Annotated in this window: 19 protein-coding genes; 9 read left to right on the top strand and 10 right to left on the bottom strand. The window is 68.0% G+C overall.

Annotated elements, in window-relative coordinates; translation table 11 throughout:
* Nucleotides 1-29 precede the first annotated feature (29 nt).
* The 5 genes from ABD156_RS32760 to ABD156_RS32740 all read left to right on the top strand — a co-directional run bounded on the left by ABD156_RS32760 (nucleotide 30) and on the right by ABD156_RS32740 (nucleotide 4,048).
* Complete coding sequence (locus ABD156_RS32760) at nucleotides 30-788, top strand: MerR family transcriptional regulator (RefSeq protein ID WP_344282760.1); 759 nt, start codon at nucleotides 30-32, stop codon at nucleotides 786-788.
* 184 nt (nucleotides 789-972) lie between these two features.
* A complete protein-coding gene (locus ABD156_RS32755; RefSeq protein ID WP_037809009.1) occupies nucleotides 973-2,163 on the top strand; it encodes an ATP-binding protein in 1,191 nt (396 codons plus the stop codon).
* A 256-nt stretch (nucleotides 2,164-2,419) separates the two neighbouring features.
* Nucleotides 2,420-2,569, top strand: coding sequence for a hypothetical protein (locus tag ABD156_RS32750; protein WP_162836041.1), 150 nt, complete (start codon nucleotides 2,420-2,422; stop codon nucleotides 2,567-2,569).
* A gap of 261 nt (nucleotides 2,570-2,830) precedes the next feature.
* Complete coding sequence (locus ABD156_RS32745) at nucleotides 2,831-3,760, top strand: bifunctional helix-turn-helix transcriptional regulator/GNAT family N-acetyltransferase (protein ID WP_344282751.1); 930 nt, start codon at nucleotides 2,831-2,833, stop codon at nucleotides 3,758-3,760.
* Nucleotides 3,761-4,048, top strand: coding sequence for a hypothetical protein (locus tag ABD156_RS32740; protein ID WP_116199464.1), 288 nt, complete (start codon nucleotides 3,761-3,763; stop codon nucleotides 4,046-4,048).
* On the opposite strand, the gene ABD156_RS32735 is transcribed toward ABD156_RS32740, so the two are convergent.
* On the bottom strand, nucleotides 4,036-4,611 hold the full coding sequence (locus tag ABD156_RS32735) for a peroxidase-related enzyme (protein ID WP_344282747.1): 576 nt from the start codon (nucleotides 4,609-4,611) through the stop codon (nucleotides 4,036-4,038). The two genes, ABD156_RS32740 and ABD156_RS32735, sit on opposite strands and share 13 nt — an antisense overlap.
* A 63-nt stretch (nucleotides 4,612-4,674) precedes the next feature.
* Between ABD156_RS32735 and ABD156_RS32730 the strand changes: the two genes are divergently transcribed.
* Complete coding sequence (locus tag ABD156_RS32730) at nucleotides 4,675-5,979, top strand: pentapeptide repeat-containing protein (RefSeq protein WP_344282745.1); 1,305 nt, start codon at nucleotides 4,675-4,677, stop codon at nucleotides 5,977-5,979.
* Nucleotides 5,980-6,023: 44 nt separating this feature from the next.
* Nucleotides 6,024-6,674 carry a hypothetical protein gene (locus ABD156_RS32725; protein ID WP_344282742.1) on the top strand — a complete coding sequence of 217 codons (651 nt, stop codon included), beginning with the start codon at nucleotides 6,024-6,026 and terminating at the stop codon, nucleotides 6,672-6,674.
* Between the two features lie 7 nt (nucleotides 6,675-6,681).
* On the opposite strand, the gene mctP is transcribed toward ABD156_RS32725, so the two are convergent.
* Together mctP and ABD156_RS32715 are read right to left on the bottom strand one after the other, a co-directional pair.
* Nucleotides 6,682-8,346: a monocarboxylate uptake permease MctP gene (gene mctP / locus ABD156_RS32720; protein ID WP_344282739.1), complete on the bottom strand. Its 1,665-nt coding sequence runs from the start codon at nucleotides 8,344-8,346 to the stop codon at nucleotides 6,682-6,684.
* On the bottom strand, nucleotides 8,343-8,621 hold the full coding sequence (locus ABD156_RS32715; protein ID WP_344282736.1) for a DUF3311 domain-containing protein: 279 nt from the start codon (nucleotides 8,619-8,621) through the stop codon (nucleotides 8,343-8,345). Before ABD156_RS32715 ends, mctP begins: the two co-directional genes overlap by 4 nt.
* Before the next feature lie 304 nt (nucleotides 8,622-8,925).
* On the opposite strand from ABD156_RS32715, the gene ABD156_RS32710 reads away from it, so the two are divergent.
* Complete coding sequence (locus tag ABD156_RS32710) at nucleotides 8,926-9,195, top strand: helix-turn-helix domain-containing protein (protein ID WP_116199468.1); 270 nt, start codon at nucleotides 8,926-8,928, stop codon at nucleotides 9,193-9,195.
* A gap of 226 nt (nucleotides 9,196-9,421) precedes the next feature.
* On the opposite strand, the gene ABD156_RS32705 is transcribed toward ABD156_RS32710, so the two are convergent.
* On the bottom strand, nucleotides 9,422-10,264 hold the full coding sequence (locus tag ABD156_RS32705) for a LysR family transcriptional regulator (RefSeq protein ID WP_344282732.1): 843 nt from the start codon (nucleotides 10,262-10,264) through the stop codon (nucleotides 9,422-9,424).
* Nucleotides 10,265-10,339: 75 nt separating this feature from the next.
* On the opposite strand from ABD156_RS32705, the gene ABD156_RS32700 reads away from it, so the two are divergent.
* Complete coding sequence (locus ABD156_RS32700) at nucleotides 10,340-11,053, top strand: SDR family oxidoreductase (RefSeq protein WP_344282729.1); 714 nt, start codon at nucleotides 10,340-10,342, stop codon at nucleotides 11,051-11,053.
* A 4-nt stretch (nucleotides 11,054-11,057) separates the two neighbouring features.
* Here ABD156_RS32700 and ABD156_RS32695 read toward each other — a convergent pair whose 3' ends face one another.
* The 6 genes from ABD156_RS32695 to ABD156_RS32670 form a co-directional block, all read right to left on the bottom strand.
* Nucleotides 11,058-11,633, bottom strand: a complete 576-nt coding sequence (locus ABD156_RS32695) for an EndoU domain-containing protein (RefSeq protein WP_344282726.1) — start codon at nucleotides 11,631-11,633, stop codon at nucleotides 11,058-11,060.
* A 46-nt stretch (nucleotides 11,634-11,679) separates the two neighbouring features.
* Nucleotides 11,680-12,948 (bottom strand): DUF6297 family protein, encoded by a 1,269-nt coding sequence (locus ABD156_RS32690; protein WP_344282723.1) that lies wholly within the window; start codon nucleotides 12,946-12,948, stop codon nucleotides 11,680-11,682.
* Nucleotides 12,942-13,547: an ABC transporter ATP-binding protein gene (locus ABD156_RS32685; RefSeq protein WP_344282907.1), complete on the bottom strand. Its 606-nt coding sequence runs from the start codon at nucleotides 13,545-13,547 to the stop codon at nucleotides 12,942-12,944. The genes ABD156_RS32690 and ABD156_RS32685 overlap by 7 nt, the downstream gene beginning before the upstream one ends.
* Nucleotides 13,544-14,437 (bottom strand): TIGR03621 family F420-dependent LLM class oxidoreductase, encoded by an 894-nt coding sequence (locus ABD156_RS32680; protein WP_344282720.1) that lies wholly within the window; start codon nucleotides 14,435-14,437, stop codon nucleotides 13,544-13,546. Before ABD156_RS32680 ends, ABD156_RS32685 begins: the two co-directional genes overlap by 4 nt.
* Nucleotides 14,438-14,527: 90 nt before the next feature.
* Entirely contained in the window at nucleotides 14,528-16,348 is a 1,821-nt protein-coding gene (locus ABD156_RS32675; protein WP_344282717.1) for a phosphoenolpyruvate carboxykinase (GTP), read from the bottom strand.
* A 446-nt stretch (nucleotides 16,349-16,794) separates the two neighbouring features.
* The gene (locus ABD156_RS32670) at nucleotides 16,795-17,502 is read right to left on the bottom strand and encodes a hypothetical protein (RefSeq protein ID WP_344282714.1); all 708 of its coding nucleotides are present in this window, start codon (nucleotides 17,500-17,502) and stop codon (nucleotides 16,795-16,797) included.
* Nucleotides 17,503-17,564 lie beyond the last annotated feature (62 nt).

Genomic DNA, 17,564 nt, shown 5'->3' with positions numbered 1-17,564 from the left:
ACGCTACGTCAACCTCTACCGTCGAAGCCGTGGTCAGGACGGAATGGTCGATCCAGGACATCGCCCGGTCCGCGGGCACGACGAGCCGGACCCTGCGGCATTACGACGCCGTCGGGCTCCTGCCGCCGACGCGGATCGGCAGCAACGGCTACCGCTACTACGACGAGAACTCGCTCGTCCGGTTGCAGCGGATCCTGCTGCTGCGCGAACTGGGACTGGGTCTGCCCGCGATCGCCGAGGTGCTCGACGGACAACGCGACGGTGTCGCGGCGCTCGAAACGCACCTGGCGCTGCTGAAGCAAGAGCAGCAGCGGATCGGGCGGCAGATCGATTCCGTGCGGACCACGCTCCGGAAACTGAAGGGAGGTGAACGACTGATGGCAGAGGAAATGTTCGACGGTTTCGACCACACCCAGCACAAGGAAGAGGTCACCCGGCGCTGGGGAGCCGAGGCCTACCGCAAGGGCGACCAGTGGTGGAGTTCGCTGTCAGCGGCCGAGAAGAAGGCCCACCAACAGGAGCAACTCGACATCGGCACCGCGTTCGGAGCCGCTCGCGACGCTGGTCACGACGCCGGTTCAGCTGAGACGCAGGCTGTCACCGCACGGCTGCACGAGTGGTTGAAGCCCACCGGGATGGAGATCTCGAAGGGTTACTTCGCCGGTCTCGGACACATGTATGTCGCCGACCCCCGGTACGGCGCGTACGACGAGCGGCACGGCCCCGGCACGGCCGAGTACATCCGCGACGCGATGAAGATCTACGCGGAGCGGAACCTGACGGACTAACTCTCCGTCAGAGTGTGCGCTGGGGGTAAGGATGGACGGGGCTGCAGACCCGGCCATCCTTCTGCGACACGCCTCCGCCTTCCTCCCCTCCGCCGCCCTCAACGGAGTGGCTGCGCCACGCTGTGCTATCTCGGTATATCCCTGAATATCGGGTCCACGCTAGATACCTCGATACGGTGACAGAGTGGACCCCATCCGCAACCCCTTCGCGCCCGGCGCCGGGCAGCGGCCGCCGGAGCTGGCAGGCCGGGAAAGGGAGCTGAAGGCGTTCGAGGTCGTCCTTGAACGCGTCGCTCGCGGACGCCCCGAGCGCAGTCTCGTGCTGACCGGCCTGCGCGGGGTCGGCAAGACGGTGCTGCTGGGGGAGTTGCGGTCGATGGCCGTCCGGCACCGGTGGGGTGCGGGCAAGATCGAAGCGCGACCGGACGCGGAGCTGCGGCGTCCGCTGTCGGCGGCCCTGCATCGGGCGATCCGCGACCTCGCCGTGCGGCATCGCGCGCCGGACCGGGTCGAGGAAGTGCTCGGGGTGCTGAAGGCGTTCGCGCTCAAGGCGAACAAGCCGGACGCGAAGCTGCGCGACCGCTGGCAGCCCGGCATCGACGTGCCCGCCGCGCAGGGCCGGGCGGATTCCGGCGACATCGAGATCGACCTGGTCGAGCTGTTCACCGACGTCGCCGAGCTGGCCGCGGACGTCGGCACCGGTGTCGCGCTGCTGATTGACGAGATCCAAGACCTGCAGCCGGACGACGTTTCGGCGCTGTGCGCGGCTTGCCATGAGCTGTCGCAGTCCGGCGCGCCGCTGGTCGTGGTCGGAGCGGGGCTGCCGCATGTGCCGGCGGTGCTGTCGGCTTCGAAGTCGTACTCCGAGCGGCTCTTCCGCTACTCGCGCATCGACCGGCTCAGCCGCGAGGACGCCGACTACGCGGTGATGGCCCCGATAGAACGCGAGGACGCCGGGATCGAACCGGAGGCGCTCGACGCGCTCTTCGACGCGTCCGGCGGTTATCCGTATTTCATCCAGGCCTACGGCAAGGCCGCCTGGGACGCCGCGCCCGCGGACCCGATCACGGTCAAGGACGTGCAGGTCGCCGCGCCTGAGGCGGAGTCCGAGCTGGCGGTCGGGTTTTTCGGGTCGCGCTACGAACGCGCGACGCCGGCCGAACGCGAGTACCTGCTCGCGATGGCCGAGCTGACCCAAGGCCGCGACGAGGCCGCCGGCACCGCCGATGTGGCCGTCTACCTGGGGCGCAAGCCCTCGTCGCTGTCGCCGGCACGCGACAGTCTGATGAAGAAAGGCCTGGTCTACTCCGCCGAACGCGGGCAGATCGCCTTCACTGTGCCGCACTTCGGGCACTACCTGCTCGGCCGCGACTGAGCGAATCTTCCCCTCGCTACCGGTCTATGCGGCTGCCTAGCTGTTTCTAGCGATTGTGCTAGATAGTCGTAGAGAGCGTTAGCGCGTTAGCGGCTTGTGACTGCCGACACGCGATCTGTCCGGTGATCTTCAGGAGACCGCCGATGATTCTTCGGCAAGTGCCCCATGTCACCGTAGATTCGTTGGCTTCCTTGTGAAAAAAGGTGCATACTAGAGACACAGCCACCGAAGACCTCTGAAGGGGATGCAAGAGACCATGAGCAACATCGCCGCCAAGCTCCGTGCCCGTCGCGCCGAGGCTCGCACTCGCCGGGCGCTGAACCGGGCGATCGACACCGCGGCCACCTCGACGGTCCGGCAGGAGCTCATCGCGCTCGCCCAGGCGCGTCAGCCGTTCATGCGCTGACCTGCACAACCAACCTGTTGGTGGGTCACTCACGCGAGTGATCTAGACCACAGCGAATCCTGGGTGTAACGCCGCGGAGAGCCGCGTCGATACCCACTACGACCCCGTGATGCTGGCGGACCCCCGACCTGGCAGCATCACGGGGTTTCCATATGTCTGGACCATTTTCGCTCCGGCTCCACCACCGGGGGAATTCCCTTGCCCCGAGCGGGCGACGGGGAGATGCTTGACTTAGTCAACGATCGAGTCAAGGTGGTCCCCGTGCCGGATTCCGTCCTCGCCGAACGCGTCGCCACGGTTCGCGCTTTCAACCGGCTCTACACCGGCGTGATCGGTGTCCTCGACGAGGGGCCGGCCGACGCCGAATACTCGCTGAGCGAAGCGCGGGTGCTGTTCGAACTCGCCCAACAGGACCAGCTGCAGGTCAGTGATCTGCGCAAACGGCTCGCCCTGGACGGCGGCTACGCGAGCAGGCTGCTCGGCAGGCTGGAAACCCGCGGCCTCGTCACCCGCGAACGCTGCGCGGACGACGCGCGCCGCCAGCTCGTCACGCTCACCGCCGAGGGGCACGCCGCGTTCGCCGACCTCGACCACCGCTCGGCCAGCCAGATCGGCGGCCTCCTCGACCAGTTCGCGGACGCCGACCAGCGCCGCCTGCTCGGCGCGATGGGGACCATCACCGCACTCGTCGGCGAACAGTCACCGGAACCGGCGGTCACCGTGCGCGCGCCACGACCGGGCGACCTCGGCTGGGTGGTGCATCGGCACGGCGCGCTGTACGCCGAGGAGTACGGCCTCAACGAACGCTTCGAGGCCATGGTCGCGCGCGTGGTCGCCGATTTCGCCGAACACCGCGAAGACCCGCGCCAAGCCGGCTGGATCGCCGAACTCGACGGCGAACGGGTCGGCAGTATTTTCTGCACCCCCGGCGACGAGGACGGCACCGCGAAACTCCGGCTGCTCCTGCTGGAACCGGCCGCGCGCGGACACGGCGTCGGCAAACGGCTGGTGCGCGAATGCGTCGAATTCGCCGCCGCGCAGGGGTATCGGGCGATGGAGCTGTGGACGCTGTCGCTGCTCGCCGCCGCGCGCGGGATCTACCGCGGCGCCGGATTCGAACTCGTCGGCAAAGAGGAGACGGACGCGTTCGGCCCCCTCGTGACCGGCGAAACCTGGCGGCGGGAGTTATAGATGTTCGTCTTGTACTGCCCGGTGTGCGATCGCCGGACGCTGCTGGGCGTCGACGAGGTCGACTGGGTCGAGAACCTGACACGCGGCGTGATCTCGGTGTCCGGCCACTGCCCGCTGGGCCACGCCGCGGTCATCCTGACCGGCGACGCGTTCACCCCGCACGCGGACCCGAGGTATTTCGGGCCCGCGCCGCGAGTGTGGACGAAACCGGTGCACCGCCTGCGCGGCTGGCTGCGCACCCGGTTCGAAATGAGCCGCGATCTGCCCGGCCCGTTCTACCGTTTCTGACGCCCCATCAAGTAAAACTCCGGATTCGGCTTGAGCGCGGTCAGATGCGCGAGCCGGTTGGACATCGCGAACAACGCGGTGATCGCGCCGACGTCCCAGATCTCGTCCTCGGTCAGCCCTGCCTCGCGCGCCATCGCCAGGTCGCCCTCGCCGAACAACGCGGAATCGCGGGACAACGCCAGCGCGAGATCGACGATCGCCCGGCCGCGCTCGTCGAGTTCGACCTGCCACGGGTTGGTCGCGACCTGGTCGGACAGTTCGGGGTCCTTCGCGCGGATCCGCAGGATCGCTCCGTGCGCGACGATGCAGTAGGTGCAGTGGTTCGCGCCGGAGGTGGCTACGACGACCAGTTCGCGTTCGGCTTTGGTGAGTCCGCCTTCGCGTTCCATGAGCGCGTCGTGGTAGTCGAGGAAGGCCCTCAGCTCGGCGGGGCGGTGGCCCAGCGCGCGGAAGATGTTCGGCGTGAAGCCGGATTTCTCCGCGATGGCGCCGATGCGCTCGCGGAGATCGTCGGGAAGGTCTTCGAGTTCCGTCACGGGGAACCGGCTCACGGGGTTGGTCATGCCGCCCACGCTAACCCGCGAGGTTTGCGCACGGGAGGGGGTCGGATGGGCCAAGGTGGCGGGGTGAAGGAACGACTGGCGCTGAAGCCGATACCGCGGTGGGTGATCTGGGCCGGGCTTCCGGCGATGGTGGCGCTTGCCGCGGTGGCGGTGTGGGTGCTGCTCGCGTTCGCGCCGGATTCGGCCCAGCTTGACGCGATCCGCACCGGTGGGACGCTCGGGGTCGGGCTTGGCGGTGCGGTGGCGTTGTGGCTGGCGGTGCGACGGCAGCGGTCGACCGAATTGGATTTGCTGCAGAAGCACGAAACACATCGCCTTGCGGAACAGGTCGCCGCGGACACTCGGGAGCATCAGCTTCGGACGGCTGCGGATGCTCGGGAGGACGCGCTCGCGCGGCGGGTGACGGAGCAGTACGGGAAGGCCGTTGACCAGCTCGGGTCAGAGCGCGCGCCGGTGCGGCTGGGTGGGTTGTACGCGCTGGAGCGGCTTGGGCAGGACCATGCGGACAGCCCGTTGCGGCAGATGATCGCCGACGTGTTGTGCGCGTATCTCCGGATGCCGTCGGAGGACACGGCGGAAGAGGCGCAGGTCCGGCGGACCGCGCAGAAGATCATCGCGAACCATTCCCGCCCGGCCAACGAGCGGCATTGGCCGGGGCTGCACCTCGATTTCTCCGGGGCGAACCTCGACCAGGCCGATTTCGGCCAATGCCGGTTCGACAACATCCTCTTCACCGGAACCGCTTTCACCGGCATCGCCAACTTCGCGGGCACGGTGTTCAGCGTCCGCGCCGGTTTCATCGGAGCGAGTTTCCACGGGACCGCGGACTTCGAGAACGCGAGATTCCCCGCGGAGGCGGACTTCCGCGGCGCGGACTTCGCCGCCACCGCGGAGTTTTCGAGCGCCCGCTTCGCCGACGCACACTTCGACATGGCGACTTTCGCCGACGCACATTTCCGCGACGCGAAGTTCCGCGGCCGAACTTCCTTCGACGGCTCGGTCTTCGCCGAACACGCCGCGTTCCAGCAAGCCAGGTTCGGCGGGCACACCTCGTTCGACCACGCGAAGTTCCGCCACGATGTCTCCCTGCACCGCTCCCGTTTCGCCGACAGCACGTCCTTCGCGGACGTGTCTTTCCAGCGCTATGCGGGTCTGCGTTCGATCCGTTTCGACGGCCCGGTGAGATTCCGCAAGGTCCGATTCGGCGGAGACTTCGATTTCGGCGAGTCGGAGTTCGCCGGGGCAGCCGAACTCGGGCATGCCCTGGTGTGGCTGGACCGCGAGGGAGCAGTGCTGCACAACTGCCCGGAAGGCTGGACGCTCGGCGATCCCGAGGACGGCTGGGCGCCGCTGACCCGGACCGACTGACCCCCGGATGTGGCCCGTTCACCCGGAAGGGGTTTGCTTACCCGGTGAACTGGACCGCGTACGTGGACGGTTACTGCGAGCGCACCGCGCCCGGACTCTGGGGTGAACCGCTCAACGACTTGGCCAACCTGGCCTTTCTCGTCGCCGCCGGGATGGTCTGGTGGTACGCCAACGGGCAGCGAACCGGGCGGGTGCTCGCTGTCCTGATCGGGTTGATCTTCGTTGCCAGCAGCGTGTTTCACCTGGTCGCGACGCGATGGGCGGCGGTCGCCGACTCCACCGCCATCCTGCTCTTCGTGCTGTTCTACGCCGCGCTCTTCCCGCGGGTCTTCTTTCGGGTGAAAGCGAAGTGGGCCTGGCTCGGCGCGGCCGCGTTCCTGGCACTCACCGTCGCGTCCGGGGCGCTCGGCGGCGGGCTCTATCTGCCCGCGCTCGTCGGGCTCGCGGGATTCGCCGTCGCGCTGGGGGTCAACCGCGACTCGTACTGGCTGGACTTCGCCATGGCCGCCGCGGTGTTCGCGTTGTCCTTGGCGTTCCGCGGCATTGACGACGTGGTCTGCGGGGACTTCCCGGCCGGCACGCATTTCCTGTGGCACGTGCTGAACTCGGTCGTGCTGTACCTCGTCGCGAAGGCGATGATCGGCAAAATGCGAGAGGCCCCCTCGCCGGACGACGGCGAGGGGGCCTCTGTCTAAAAAGGACTCAGTGCGCGCCGATCGGGCGCAGGTCCTTGTCGTGTTCGTCGGCGTGGTAGTCCTCGGGTGCCGTTTCGTCGTTGCCCGGGCTCCACTTCAGCGCCCGTGCGATGACCGAAACCACCGCGGCCACCACGATGTTCGCGACCAGGGCCACGAAACCGGGGTAGATCTGCACCACCGCGAGACCGGTGCCGCTGAACGGGTGCCAGCCGAAGATCGACAGGTTGCCCATCGCCAGCGCGGAACCGCCGAAGTGGAGTTTTCCGTTGGCCGGGTTGGGGATTCCGTACAGCATGATCAGGCCCCAGCCCATGCCGACGATCCAGCCGGCGATGAGACCCGCCTTGTGGAACCAGCGCGTGTACAGGGCGATGGCGACCGCGGGCAGGGTCTGCAGGATCAGCACGCCGCCGATGAGCTGCAGGTCGATCGAGAACTGCGGGTCGATCAGGATGATCACCAGCACCGCACCCAGCTTGACCACCAGCGACGCCAGTTTGGCCTGCTTCGCCTCCTGCTGCGGCGTCGCGTCCTTGCGGAGGTACTCCTTGTAGATGTTGCGCGTCCACAGGTTCGCCGCGGCGATCGACATGATCGCGGCCGGCACCAGCGCGCCGATGCCGATCGCGGCGAAGGCGATGCCCGCGAACCAGTTCGTGAACTGCGAGTCGAACAGCAGCGGGACGATCGTGTTGCCGTCCGGCTTTCCGGTGGCCGCGTTCGTCAGCGGCTTGACGCCCGCCGAGATCGCGACGTAGCCCAGCAGCGCCAGCAGGCCCAGCACGAAGGAGTAGGCCGGAAGCGCCACCATGTTCCGCTTGATCACGTTGCGGCCGCGCGAGGCGAGCACGCTCGTGAGCGAGTGCGGGTACAGGAACAGCGCGAGCGCCGAACCGAGCGCCAGCGTCGCGTACTGCAGCTGGTTGCTCGAGGTCAGCAGGATCGAACCGGACGGCTTGCCCGTCTTCGGGTTCGGCTTGGCGAGCGTTTCCTTGGCGGTGTTGAAGATGTGGTCCCAGCCGCCGAGCTTCGAGGGCAGGTAGATGATCGCCACGATGATCACGATGTAGATCAGGATGTCCTTGACGAACGCGATCAGCGCGGGCGCGCGCAGGCCCGACTGATACGTGTAGAGCGCCAGGATCACGAACGCGATCAGCAGCGGCAGGTGCCCGACGATGCCGGAACCGTTGATGCCCATCGTGCGCAGCACGGCTTCGAGGCCGACCAGCTGCAACGCGATGTACGGCATGGTCGCGACGATGCCGGTGATCGCGATCAGCAACGCCAGCGTCGGCGAACCGAAACGGCCGCGGACGAAGTCCGCCGGGGTCACGTAGCCGCGCGAACGGCTGACCGACCACATGCGCAGCGCGGGCAGCAGCACGATCGGGTAGACGACGATCGTGTAAGGCAGCGCGTACAGGCCGAGCGCGCCGGCGCTGAACACGAGCGCGGGCACGGCGACGAAGGTGTAGGCCGTGTAGAGGTCGCCGCCGAGCAGGAACCAGGTGATCCACGAACCGAACTTGCGGCCGCCGAGGCCCCATTCGTCGAGGTGGTCGAGGCTGCCGCCGGCTTTCCAGCGCGAGGCGACGAAGCCAAGCACGGTGACGACGACGAACAGGAACGCGAAGACGATCAGTTCGACCCACTGAATGTTGTTCATCGGGCGTCCCCCTCGTCCAAGTCGTCAACGCTCAGCTCGTCCTGGCCCTGGTTGCGCGGCTTGTCCTTGGTCGCCAAGTAGACGATGCCGGTGCACAGCACGCCCAGCACGACGAACGCCAGCTGGAACCAGTAGAAGAACGGAAGGCCGAACAGCCGCGGCCCGTCGAAGTTGAACAGCGGCGTGACCAGGATCAGCAACGGGATCAGCAACAGCAGGTTCCAGGCACTGAACTGGAACCCGCGCACCCGACCGCCCGGTTTGGCAGTGGACATCGAACCTCACCTAACACTCACGTGACACGCGACCGCCTGACCCTAGACCGCGCTCATCCCGCCGTCATACGACTTCGATATCGATTCGATCAGCACTGCGAACACGTTCCAGGGTGTGGACAACCTCGGGGACAACCCGCTCCCGCGCGGCCTCAGTGAGCTGTTCGCTACCCCTATCGGCGGGACCGGACCGCCCCGAATGCCCCAAGGACTTGTGCCGACCGGCGGTTGTCCACGGGGTTCGACAGCTTGTGCACAGAGTTATCCACAGGCAGTGGACAACTCTGTGGCTAAACTGAACGGCATGGTCCGCGTGCCCCTCACCGACGAAGAACGCTCCCGCGGCGAGCGGCTCGGCCTGGTGCTGCGCGCCGCCCGGGCCAGCCGCAGCATGGTCGACGTGGCCGCCGAAGCGGGCATTTCGGTCGAAACTCTGCGCAAAATCGAGACCGGCCGGATTCCGACGCCCGCGTTCTTCACCGTCGCCGCGATCGCCGACGCGGTGGGCATGCCGCTGGACCGGCTGCGCGTCGCGTGCGATGGCGATCCGGCGGCGTTTTCGCAGGCCAGTTGAGGTTTGCCGGGCTTGGCGGGTTGATCGGGCAGCCGCGCTGGGCGGACGGGCAGAGCAGCTGAGTCCGGCCGCGCGGGGCAGGATGGGCGAGCTGAACGGGCAAGCGCCCGACGTCTGTGGACAACTGTGGACAGCTCACGACTCGACGCGCGACCGCGGACCGGACGAACGCGGCCACCTCCGGCGAGCGGCTGGTAGACGGCATCGGTGCACAACTGGGGACAACTCAAGCCCCGGCGCGAAGCGCGACCGCGGCCCGGACGAAAGCAGCCACCTCCGGCGAGCGGCTGGTGGACGGCCAGGCGAGCAGCGTCGTGACCTCCGGCGCGTCGACGACCGGGACCGCGACGTGTTCGGGCCACTGCCAGGCTCGGCTCGAGGCCGGGATCACCAGCAGCGTCCGGCCGAGCGCGACGAGCTGGGCCAGTTTCGACTGGGTGCGTGCCTCCGGACCCGGGCCATCCGGGTAGCTGCCGTCGAGGCGGGGCCAGCGGGCGATCGGCAGGTCCGGCACGTCGCTGACCTCGGCCAGCGTGAGCGTTTCCCGGGCGGCGAGCGGATGGGTCGCCGGAAGGATCGCGACCTGGCCCTCGACCTGCAGCGCCTCGGTGTCGAATCCGGCGAGGTCGTCGTAGGGGTGGTGCACGATCGCGACGTCGGCGGAACCGTCGCGGAGCAGTCCGGCCTGTTCGCCGACTTCGCACAGCAGAATCTCGACCGGCGGCGCGTCCGGGGCGTCCAGCAGCCGTTGCAGGAGTTCGTGCGACGCCCCGGCTTTGGTCGCCAGGATCAGCTGCGGGTCCCCGGCTCGGCGCGTGCGACGGGCGGCGGCTGCGACTGCGGCGAGGGCCAGCCGGGATTCGCGGAGCAGCACCCGGCCGGCCTCGGTCAGCGCGACGCCGCGGCGGTTTCGGTCGAGGAGTTGGACGCCGAGCCGCCGTTCCAGCTGGGCGATCGCGCGGGACAGCGGCGGCTGGGCGATCCCGAGGCGCTCAGCAGCGCGGCCGAAGTGCAGTTCATCCGCGACCGCGGCGAAGTAGCGAAGCTCGCGGGTCTCCAGGTCGTCCACAAAACCAGCGTAATACCCGGTGGGTATCACAGCGGACCTCATTGATCTTGGACGACGCATCGACCGGTGCCGATCATGGGCGGAGTGAACGACACGAAGACCGCGCTGGTCACCGGCGCGAACAAGGGAATCGGCCTCGCCATCGCGCACGGCCTCGGCTCGATCGGCTTCACGGTTGCCGTGGGTGCGCGGGACGAAACCAACCGCGAGAAGGCCGTCGAGGAACTGCGCGGCGCGGGCATCGACGCGTTCGGCGTCGCGCTCGACGTCACCTCCGAACACAGCGTCGCCGCCGCGGCCAAGGCCCTCGAACGGCTCGACGTTCTGGTCAACAACGCAGGCATCAGCGGCCAGCTCGACGGCGGCGTCCAGGATCCGACGACGCTCGACCTCGACGTCGTCCGCACCGTCCTCGACACGAACGTCTTCGGCGTCGTCCGGGTCACAAACGCGATGCTGCCGCTGCTGCGCCGCGCCAATTCGCCGCGCATCGTCAACATGTCCAGCAACATGGGCTCGCTGGAGCTGCGGACGGGTCCGGTCCTAGCCGCCTACGCCCCGTCGAAGTCGATGCTCAACAGCATCACCGTGCAATACGCCCGCGCGCTCGCCGACACGAACGTCATCGTCAACGCCGCCTGTCCCGGTTACGTAGCAACGGATTTCAACGGCTACGCCGGAACGCGCACGCCCGAGCAGGGCGCGGCGATCGCGGTCAAACTCGCGACCCTCCCGGACGACGGGCCGCGCGGCGGGTTCTTCGACGACGCCGGGGTCGTCCCCTGGTGACGCCTCAGCCGCGCAGGTCGGCGAGCACCCGTTCCCGGTCGTTGAGGTAGCGGCAGTCGCGGACGGGCAGCTCGAAGGAGTTCAGCAGCTTCTCGAAATCCGCGTACTCGTCCGGATTGAGCTGGATGCCGGTGACCTCGAAGTGCGCGGCCATGGTGTCGGCCAGTTCCTCCCATTCGCCGGACCACTGCAAGTCGCGGTAGTGCTCGAGGTCTTCCGCCGGCATCCGGTCGGCGAGCAGCCGCAGGACGCTGTCGACGAAGTAGCTGATCCGGTTGCCCGACCGGTCGTCGACCGTCGGGTTCGCCGGGTCCCGCGCGGCGTCCGGATTCCGGACCACACCGGGGCCCGGCAGCGGGAAGCTGGTGTGCACGAGACCGTCGCCGTTGACCAGGACGACCACGCGCACGCCGTACCGTTCGCCGACGCAGCGCCAGCGGCCGTTGTACTGCTGCCGCCGCGGCTCGCCCGGGTCGTTGGCGACGTCCTTGACCACCGCGATGATCTGCTCGTCGGTCCATCCGGGCGGAAATTCGCAGGTCGCCCTGCGGCCGATGCCGGAAGCGTGTCCACCGCCCACGTTCGGCTCCTCTCGTCGGCACGGAGCCTAACCCGGGAGCGCCCGTTCAGCCGACTTGTGCCAGCACGAAGATGCCGATCGCCAGCACGTCCGGACCGCGGAACAGTTGCCGCATAAGGTTTGCCGGCATCGGACCGGCGGGGGTGTCGACGAAACCCGCGCTGCTGTAGTCGACCGGCTGGCGCGTGACGGTGCGCAACACCGAAAGCACCGCCAGGGCGACAGTCACCCACGAGAGCGCCGAAAACGTGGTGCCCAAAGCCAAAAGTGCCACGGAGAGCAGAGCCGACCAGACCAGGCCGACCACGACCAGGGCGGTTCCGTGCGCGATCACCAGCTCCCGCGACGACGAGCCCAGCCACCTCCGGCGACCCGGATTCCGCCACAGCACGCCAAGACCGGCCCCGAACGGAGTAAGCGCGACGTACGCGCCGATCCCGACGAGCACCGGTCCCGGGAGAGTGGGAACAGCAACATGCCCGACGGCTACCGCGAAAGCCACTAACAAGACCGCTCCCGCGTACCGGGAACGGCCGACGATCCCGGCCCACGCGAGCCGGAACGCGGTGGGCGGGCGCAGCGACCACGAGCCCGCGGGCGCGGATTCCGGCAGCATCATCATCGGGTCGAGGAACGTCACCGCCATCGCGCGCAAGACCCTGGCATTCCAGCCGTCGAGCAACACCGCGCGCCCGGCGCCGCTGACTGCTTCGCCGCCGAAAGCCAGCAGCAGACCGCATAACGCGAGCGCCGCGCCGACGTATTGCACTGCCGTCGCGTCGAGACGAGCGGCGGCGATGACCACGCCAGCCACTGCGAGGAGCAGCGGTCCGGCGGCTTCGAAAAGGAACGCGGTGCGACGCGCGGTGGTGAAGGCGAGAATCGTGCCGCCCGCGACGAGCGCTGCCGCGGCGCGCCACCAGTCGATCGAACTGCCGCCGACCGCCAGCATCAGCGCGGCGAGATATCCGATCACCACCACGAATCCGGTCAGCACGCTGGCCAACCGGGTCGCGACGACGCGGCGGCGGTCCACCTGGGCGAAGTCCATCCAGGTCAGCTCAGCCGGTTCGGCCCAGACGAAACCGCGCCGCAGCAAGCTCCGCCAGCCCACCGCGGCGCACAACGCGACCAGGCCGAGCACCGCCGAATAGTCCACTGCGGACGGTCCAAAGAGGACTCGATGCCACGCGTCGGTGCGGAAGAACGCGGTGAACAGGAAGCCGACGCCGAACATCAGCACGAACGTGGGGCTGTCGCCGCTGAAGATGCCGCCGAACCGCTTACGGCCGGGCACGCGCAACCGGGTCACCATAGTTCGAGCACGCTGTCTGCCGTGTCCAGCAACGGTTGATGGTGCGTGGCAACGACAACTGCCGCACCAGCCGCGGTGGAGCGGCCGATCAGCTTGACCAGCCACTCCTTGCCCGCGGTGTCGAGCGCGCGTTCGGGTTCGTCCAGCAACAGCACTCGATGCGGCCTCGCGGTGACGCCCAGCAGCAGCAACCGGCGACGCTGTCCGGCCGAAAAATGCCCGGCAGTGACCCGGGCGCGTTCGGCGAGACCCGCGTCCTCGAGAAGTTCTTCGAAATCGCCGAGATCCTCGCCGAACGAACCGGAGAGCAGCTCCAGGTGCTGCGTCGGGGTGAGTTCGGCGAAGAAGTCGGAATCGTCGAAGAGCACGGAAACCTTGCGACGAAAGGAAACGCTGCGTTCGTCCGGCTTCGCGCCGTCGATCAGGACCCGGCCTCGCTGCGGTTGCTGCATGCCGTACAGACACCGCATCAACGTGGATTTGCCGACACCGTTAGGCCCGACGAGCACCGCGCATTCGCCGGGATCGACGGAGAAATCGAGATCTTCCAACAGCCACAGGTCACCGGCCTTCACGCCGAGCCCGCGCGCGTCGACTATCGGCGACACAGCAGATCCACCACCGGGGCCAGCACTTCGAGGTTGGGTTCCAGGACCGTGAAATAGCTGAAGCCGAACCGGGCTCGGTGCGCGACCAGCTGGTCAGCGATTTCCTCGACCGTCCCGACCAGCACCGTCGGAACCTCGGCCAATTCGTCGAGCGTCAGCGTGTCACTAAGGCGGGCGTGGATTTCCCGCAATGCGCCTTCACGGTCGTCAGTGATCTGGACGAATTGCACGAGCAGGTTGAATTCCGCTTCGCGGCCAGCCAGCCGTTCGATGACAAACCGCGTGCGTTCTTCCACCGCGTCCGCTGTCGCCAGCATCGGCGGCGCACCGTCGCGCACCTTTGCCGTGCCGCTGAAGGCAATCGTCGCCGCGTGCTCGGCGGCAAGCGAAAGCAGCCGGTCTCCGCGACCGCCGATCATCAACGGGGGACCACCGGATTGCGCGGGCTGCGGCGCGTATTCCGGATCCGCGTACAGCCGCTGGAGTTCCTTGATCACGAGTTCGAGATGATCGACCCGCGCGCCCGCACCCGGAAACGGCATTCCGGCCGCTTCGAACTCCTCTTTCACATATCCGGCGCCGAGGCCCAGTTCGAGGCGTCCGGACACGAATTGGTCCGTGCCCGCGACGTCGCGCGCGAGCAGCGCCGGGTTGTAGAACGGCGCGTTGAGCACGAAAGTGTTGAGCCGCACCCGTTCGGTGACCGCACCGGCCAGCACGAGCGCGGGAAACGGCGGCGCGATGCCGAGATGATCGGCCACGCTCAGCACGTCGTAGCCGAGTTCCTCGACCCGGCGGCACTTCGCGATCCACTCGTCGCGCGAGCCCGGCCGCACCATGTTCACGCCGAACCGGAAAGTCTTCTCCCCATCAGAGACCATGCGGCCACGCTACCGTTACCCGCGCATGAAGAAGGGGACGTCCGCCGCCCGGTGCGAACGTCCCCTTCCTCAAGCAGTCAGGCCACTGCGTCAGCCGAGGCGCTGGGCCAGCGCGTCGAGCTCGTCGCGCAGCGAGGACGGCACCTCGCCGATCTTCGCGAACCACTCCTCGATGAGCGGCAGCTCCTCGCGCCACTCCTCGTTGCGCACCTCAAGCGCGGCCTGGATGTCCTCGACCGGCTCGGACAGGCCCTCGAGGTCGAGGTCCTCGGCGTTCGGCACGAAGCCGACCGGGGTCTCGACCGCGTTGCCCTTGCCCTCGACGCGCTCGAGCACCCACTTGAGCACGCGCGAGTTCTCGCTGAAGCCCGGCCACAGGAAACGGCCGTCGTCGCCGCGGCGGAACCAGTTGACGTAGAAGATCTTCGGCAGCTTGTTCGCGTCGGCGTTCTTGCCGAGGTTCAGCCAGTGGTTGAAGTAGTCGCCGGCGTGGTAGCCGAGGAACGGCAGCATCGCCATCGGGTCGCGGCGCACGTTGCCGACCGCGCCGACCGCCGCGGCGGTGGTCTCCGACGACATGGTCGCGCCCATGAACACACCGTGCTGCCAGTCGCGCGCCTGGTTCACCAGCGGCACCGTCGTCTTGCGGCGGCCGCCGAACAGGATCGCCGAGATCGGCACGCCCTGGGGGTCGTCCCACTCCGGCGCGAGGATCGGGCACTGCGACATCGGCACGCAGTAGCGCGAGTTCGGGTGGGCGGCCTTCTCCTCGGAGTCGGGCGTCCAGTCCTGGTGCTTCCACGAGGTGGCGTGCGCGGGCTTGTTCTCCATGCCCTCCCACCACACGTCGCCGTCGTCGGTGAGCGCCACGTTCGTGAAGACCGTGTTGCCCTTCTCGATCGTGCGCATGGCGTTCGGGTTCGTGTGGTTGTCGGTGCCCGGCGCGACGCCGAAGAAGCCGAACTCCGGGTTCACCGCGTACAGCCGGCCGTCCTCGCCGAAACGCATCCACGCGATGTCGTCGCCGAGGGTCTCCGCGCGCCAGCCCGGGATGGTCGGCTGCAGCATGGCGAGGTTGGTCTTGCCGCAGGCGCTCGGGAACGCCGCCGCGACATAGTGGACCTTGTCCTCGGGCGAGATCAGCTTGAGGATCAGCATGTGCTCGGCGAGCCAGCCCTCGTCACGGGCGATGACCGAGCCGATGCGCAGCGAGTAGCACTTCTTGCCCAGCAACGAGTTGCCGCCGTAGCCCGAGCCGTAGCTCCAGATCAGCCGCTCCTCCGGGAAGTGCGAGATGTACTTGGTCTCGTTGCACGGCCAAGCGACGTCCTTCTCGCCGGGGGCGAGCGGCTTGCCGACCGAGTGCAGCGCGGGCACGAACTCGGCCTCGGTGCCGTCGGGCTTGACGAACTTGTCCAGCGCGGCCTTGCCGGCGCGGGTCATCACGCGCATCGACGCGACGACGTAAGCGAAGTCGGTGATTTCGATGCCCAGCTTGGGGTTTTCGTCGCCGAGCGGGCCCATGCAGAACGGGATGACGTACATCGTGCGGCCGGCCATGCAGCCGCGGTACAGCTCCGTCATGGTGGCCTTCATCTCGGCCGGGGCCACCCAGTTGTTCGTCGGGCCCGCGTCCTTCTCTTCCTTCGAACAGATGAAGGTCCGGTTCTCGACCCGCGCGACGTCGTCGGGGTCCGAGGTGGCCCAGTAGGAGTTCGGCTTCGCGTCCAGCTTCACGAAGGTGCCGGCGTCGACCAGCTCCTGGTTGATCCGGGCGGCTTCCTCGTCAGACCCGTCGACCCACACCACGCGGTCCGGGGTGGTCAGCTCGGCGACCTCCCGGACCCAGGACAGCACGCCACTGTGCGTCGTCGGCGCGTTGTCCAGTCCGGGGATGGCGACTGCGGTCATCTCTACTCCTGACTTCCGACGACAAAAGAGCCCACACCGCGAACGACAGTGTTCTTGGTGCGGGCTTCGTTGCCGGCGACCGAATGGCTTCGCACACCGGCGGAAGACCGGTGTGCGGGTTTTGGGATTCCCCGACTGTAGCCGGATGGACGGCAGGTAACCGAGAGCTGACCTGTCGGTTCTCTCACAAGAACGATAAGGGAATCGATTCAGTTTCACCGGAACGGGCCAGCGCCGAAAATCTTTCCGCGTGGCCCGCGTCGCATTCGTGCCGGATGCCGGAGCTGGGCTGATCAGTCCTGATCTTCGCCGGACGCTGCCGGGGTGCCGCCGGGCGCCGGTTCGCCGGACGCGAGCGGACGGCGTGCGGTGTTGGCGTCCCGGAGACAGCGAAACGGGCCCGGCGCGCGGCCGGACCCGTTCGTGTGACGTCAGTTACCGAAGCCTCAGTTGGGGCTGATCCACTGCCCGGTTCCGCTGTCGATCTTCGCGACGCCGCTGAGCAGCTGAGCGCCCTCGCCGCCCCATGCCGAATCGCTGCCGGGGTCGACTGCCGCCGCCGAGTCGAGCGCGTGGTTCGCGCCGTCGGTCTCGGTCCACTGGCCCTGGCCGGTGTGCTCGTAGGTGTGGGTGGAACCGTCCGCGCCGACCTGCACCGCGACGTCGGCCTGGCCGTCGCCGTTGGTGTCGGTGAAGGCGATGGTGCCGCCGGACTTCGTCTCGACGACCGCGGTGTCGTTGTGCCCGTCGTGGTCGGTGTCGATGGTGGCGACCCCGGCGTCGACGTTGCCGTCCGGCAGGTCGGCGTGGATGTGCCCGGTGGTCGAGGTGTCCTGCGAGTGCGTGTCGGTGCCGTTGGAGCCGGACTGGCCGTGGCCGGATTCGACCCAGCTGCCGGTCTTCTCGTCGTAAACCGCCTGGTCGACGACGTGCCCGGTCGAGTCGAGCACCGCGTAGTGGTCGGCGACCCCGTCGTGGTCGGTGTCCGCGAACGCCTGCGCGGTGCCGTCGTCGTGCTCGACGACCGCGGTGTCGGCGACCCCGTCGTGGTCGGTGTCGTAGTTGACCTCGGCCTGGTACTCCTGGCCGTCGACGTGGACGGTCAAGGCCTCGTGGCCGGTCGCGTCAGTGCCGCCGCTCTCGTCGACCCACATGGGTTGATCCCCCTTATTACGCCGGGTCTGCCGCTGGTTTCGCTCGGTATGACTCACGTTAG

Origin of the sequence: Amycolatopsis albidoflavus (assembly GCF_039525725.1) — a bacterium.
Lineage (GTDB): Bacteria > Actinomycetota > Actinomycetes > Mycobacteriales > Pseudonocardiaceae > Amycolatopsis > Amycolatopsis albidoflava.
Note: the sequence above shows the minus strand (reverse complement) of the source record. Positions and strands in the feature narration are given on the sequence as shown.

What these genes read in the sequence shown, in the direction of transcription:
- ABD156_RS32750 (WP_162836041.1), top strand. Translation starts at nt 2,420, where the DNA reads ATGAGCAACATCGCCGCCAAGCTCCGTGCCCGTCGCGCCGAGGCTCGC.
- ABD156_RS32740 (WP_116199464.1), top strand. Translation starts at nt 3,761, where the DNA reads ATGTTCGTCTTGTACTGCCCGGTGTGCGATCGCCGGACGCTGCTGGGC.
- ABD156_RS32735 (WP_344282747.1), bottom strand. Translation starts at nt 4,611, where the DNA reads ATGACCAACCCCGTGAGCCGGTTCCCCGTGACGGAACTCGAAGACCTT.
- mctP (WP_344282739.1), bottom strand. Translation starts at nt 8,346, where the DNA reads ATGAACAACATTCAGTGGGTCGAACTGATCGTCTTCGCGTTCCTGTTC.
- ABD156_RS32715 (WP_344282736.1), bottom strand. Translation starts at nt 8,621, where the DNA reads ATGTCCACTGCCAAACCGGGCGGTCGGGTGCGCGGGTTCCAGTTCAGT.
- ABD156_RS32710 (WP_116199468.1), top strand. Translation starts at nt 8,926, where the DNA reads ATGGTCCGCGTGCCCCTCACCGACGAAGAACGCTCCCGCGGCGAGCGG.
- ABD156_RS32700 (WP_344282729.1), top strand. Translation starts at nt 10,340, where the DNA reads ATGGGCGGAGTGAACGACACGAAGACCGCGCTGGTCACCGGCGCGAAC.
- ABD156_RS32690 (WP_344282723.1), bottom strand. Translation starts at nt 12,948, where the DNA reads ATGGTGACCCGGTTGCGCGTGCCCGGCCGTAAGCGGTTCGGCGGCATC.
- ABD156_RS32680 (WP_344282720.1), bottom strand. Translation starts at nt 14,437, where the DNA reads ATGGTCTCTGATGGGGAGAAGACTTTCCGGTTCGGCGTGAACATGGTG.
- ABD156_RS32675 (WP_344282717.1), bottom strand. Translation starts at nt 16,348, where the DNA reads ATGACCGCAGTCGCCATCCCCGGACTGGACAACGCGCCGACGACGCAC.
- ABD156_RS32670 (WP_344282714.1), bottom strand. Translation starts at nt 17,502, where the DNA reads ATGTGGGTCGACGAGAGCGGCGGCACTGACGCGACCGGCCACGAGGCC.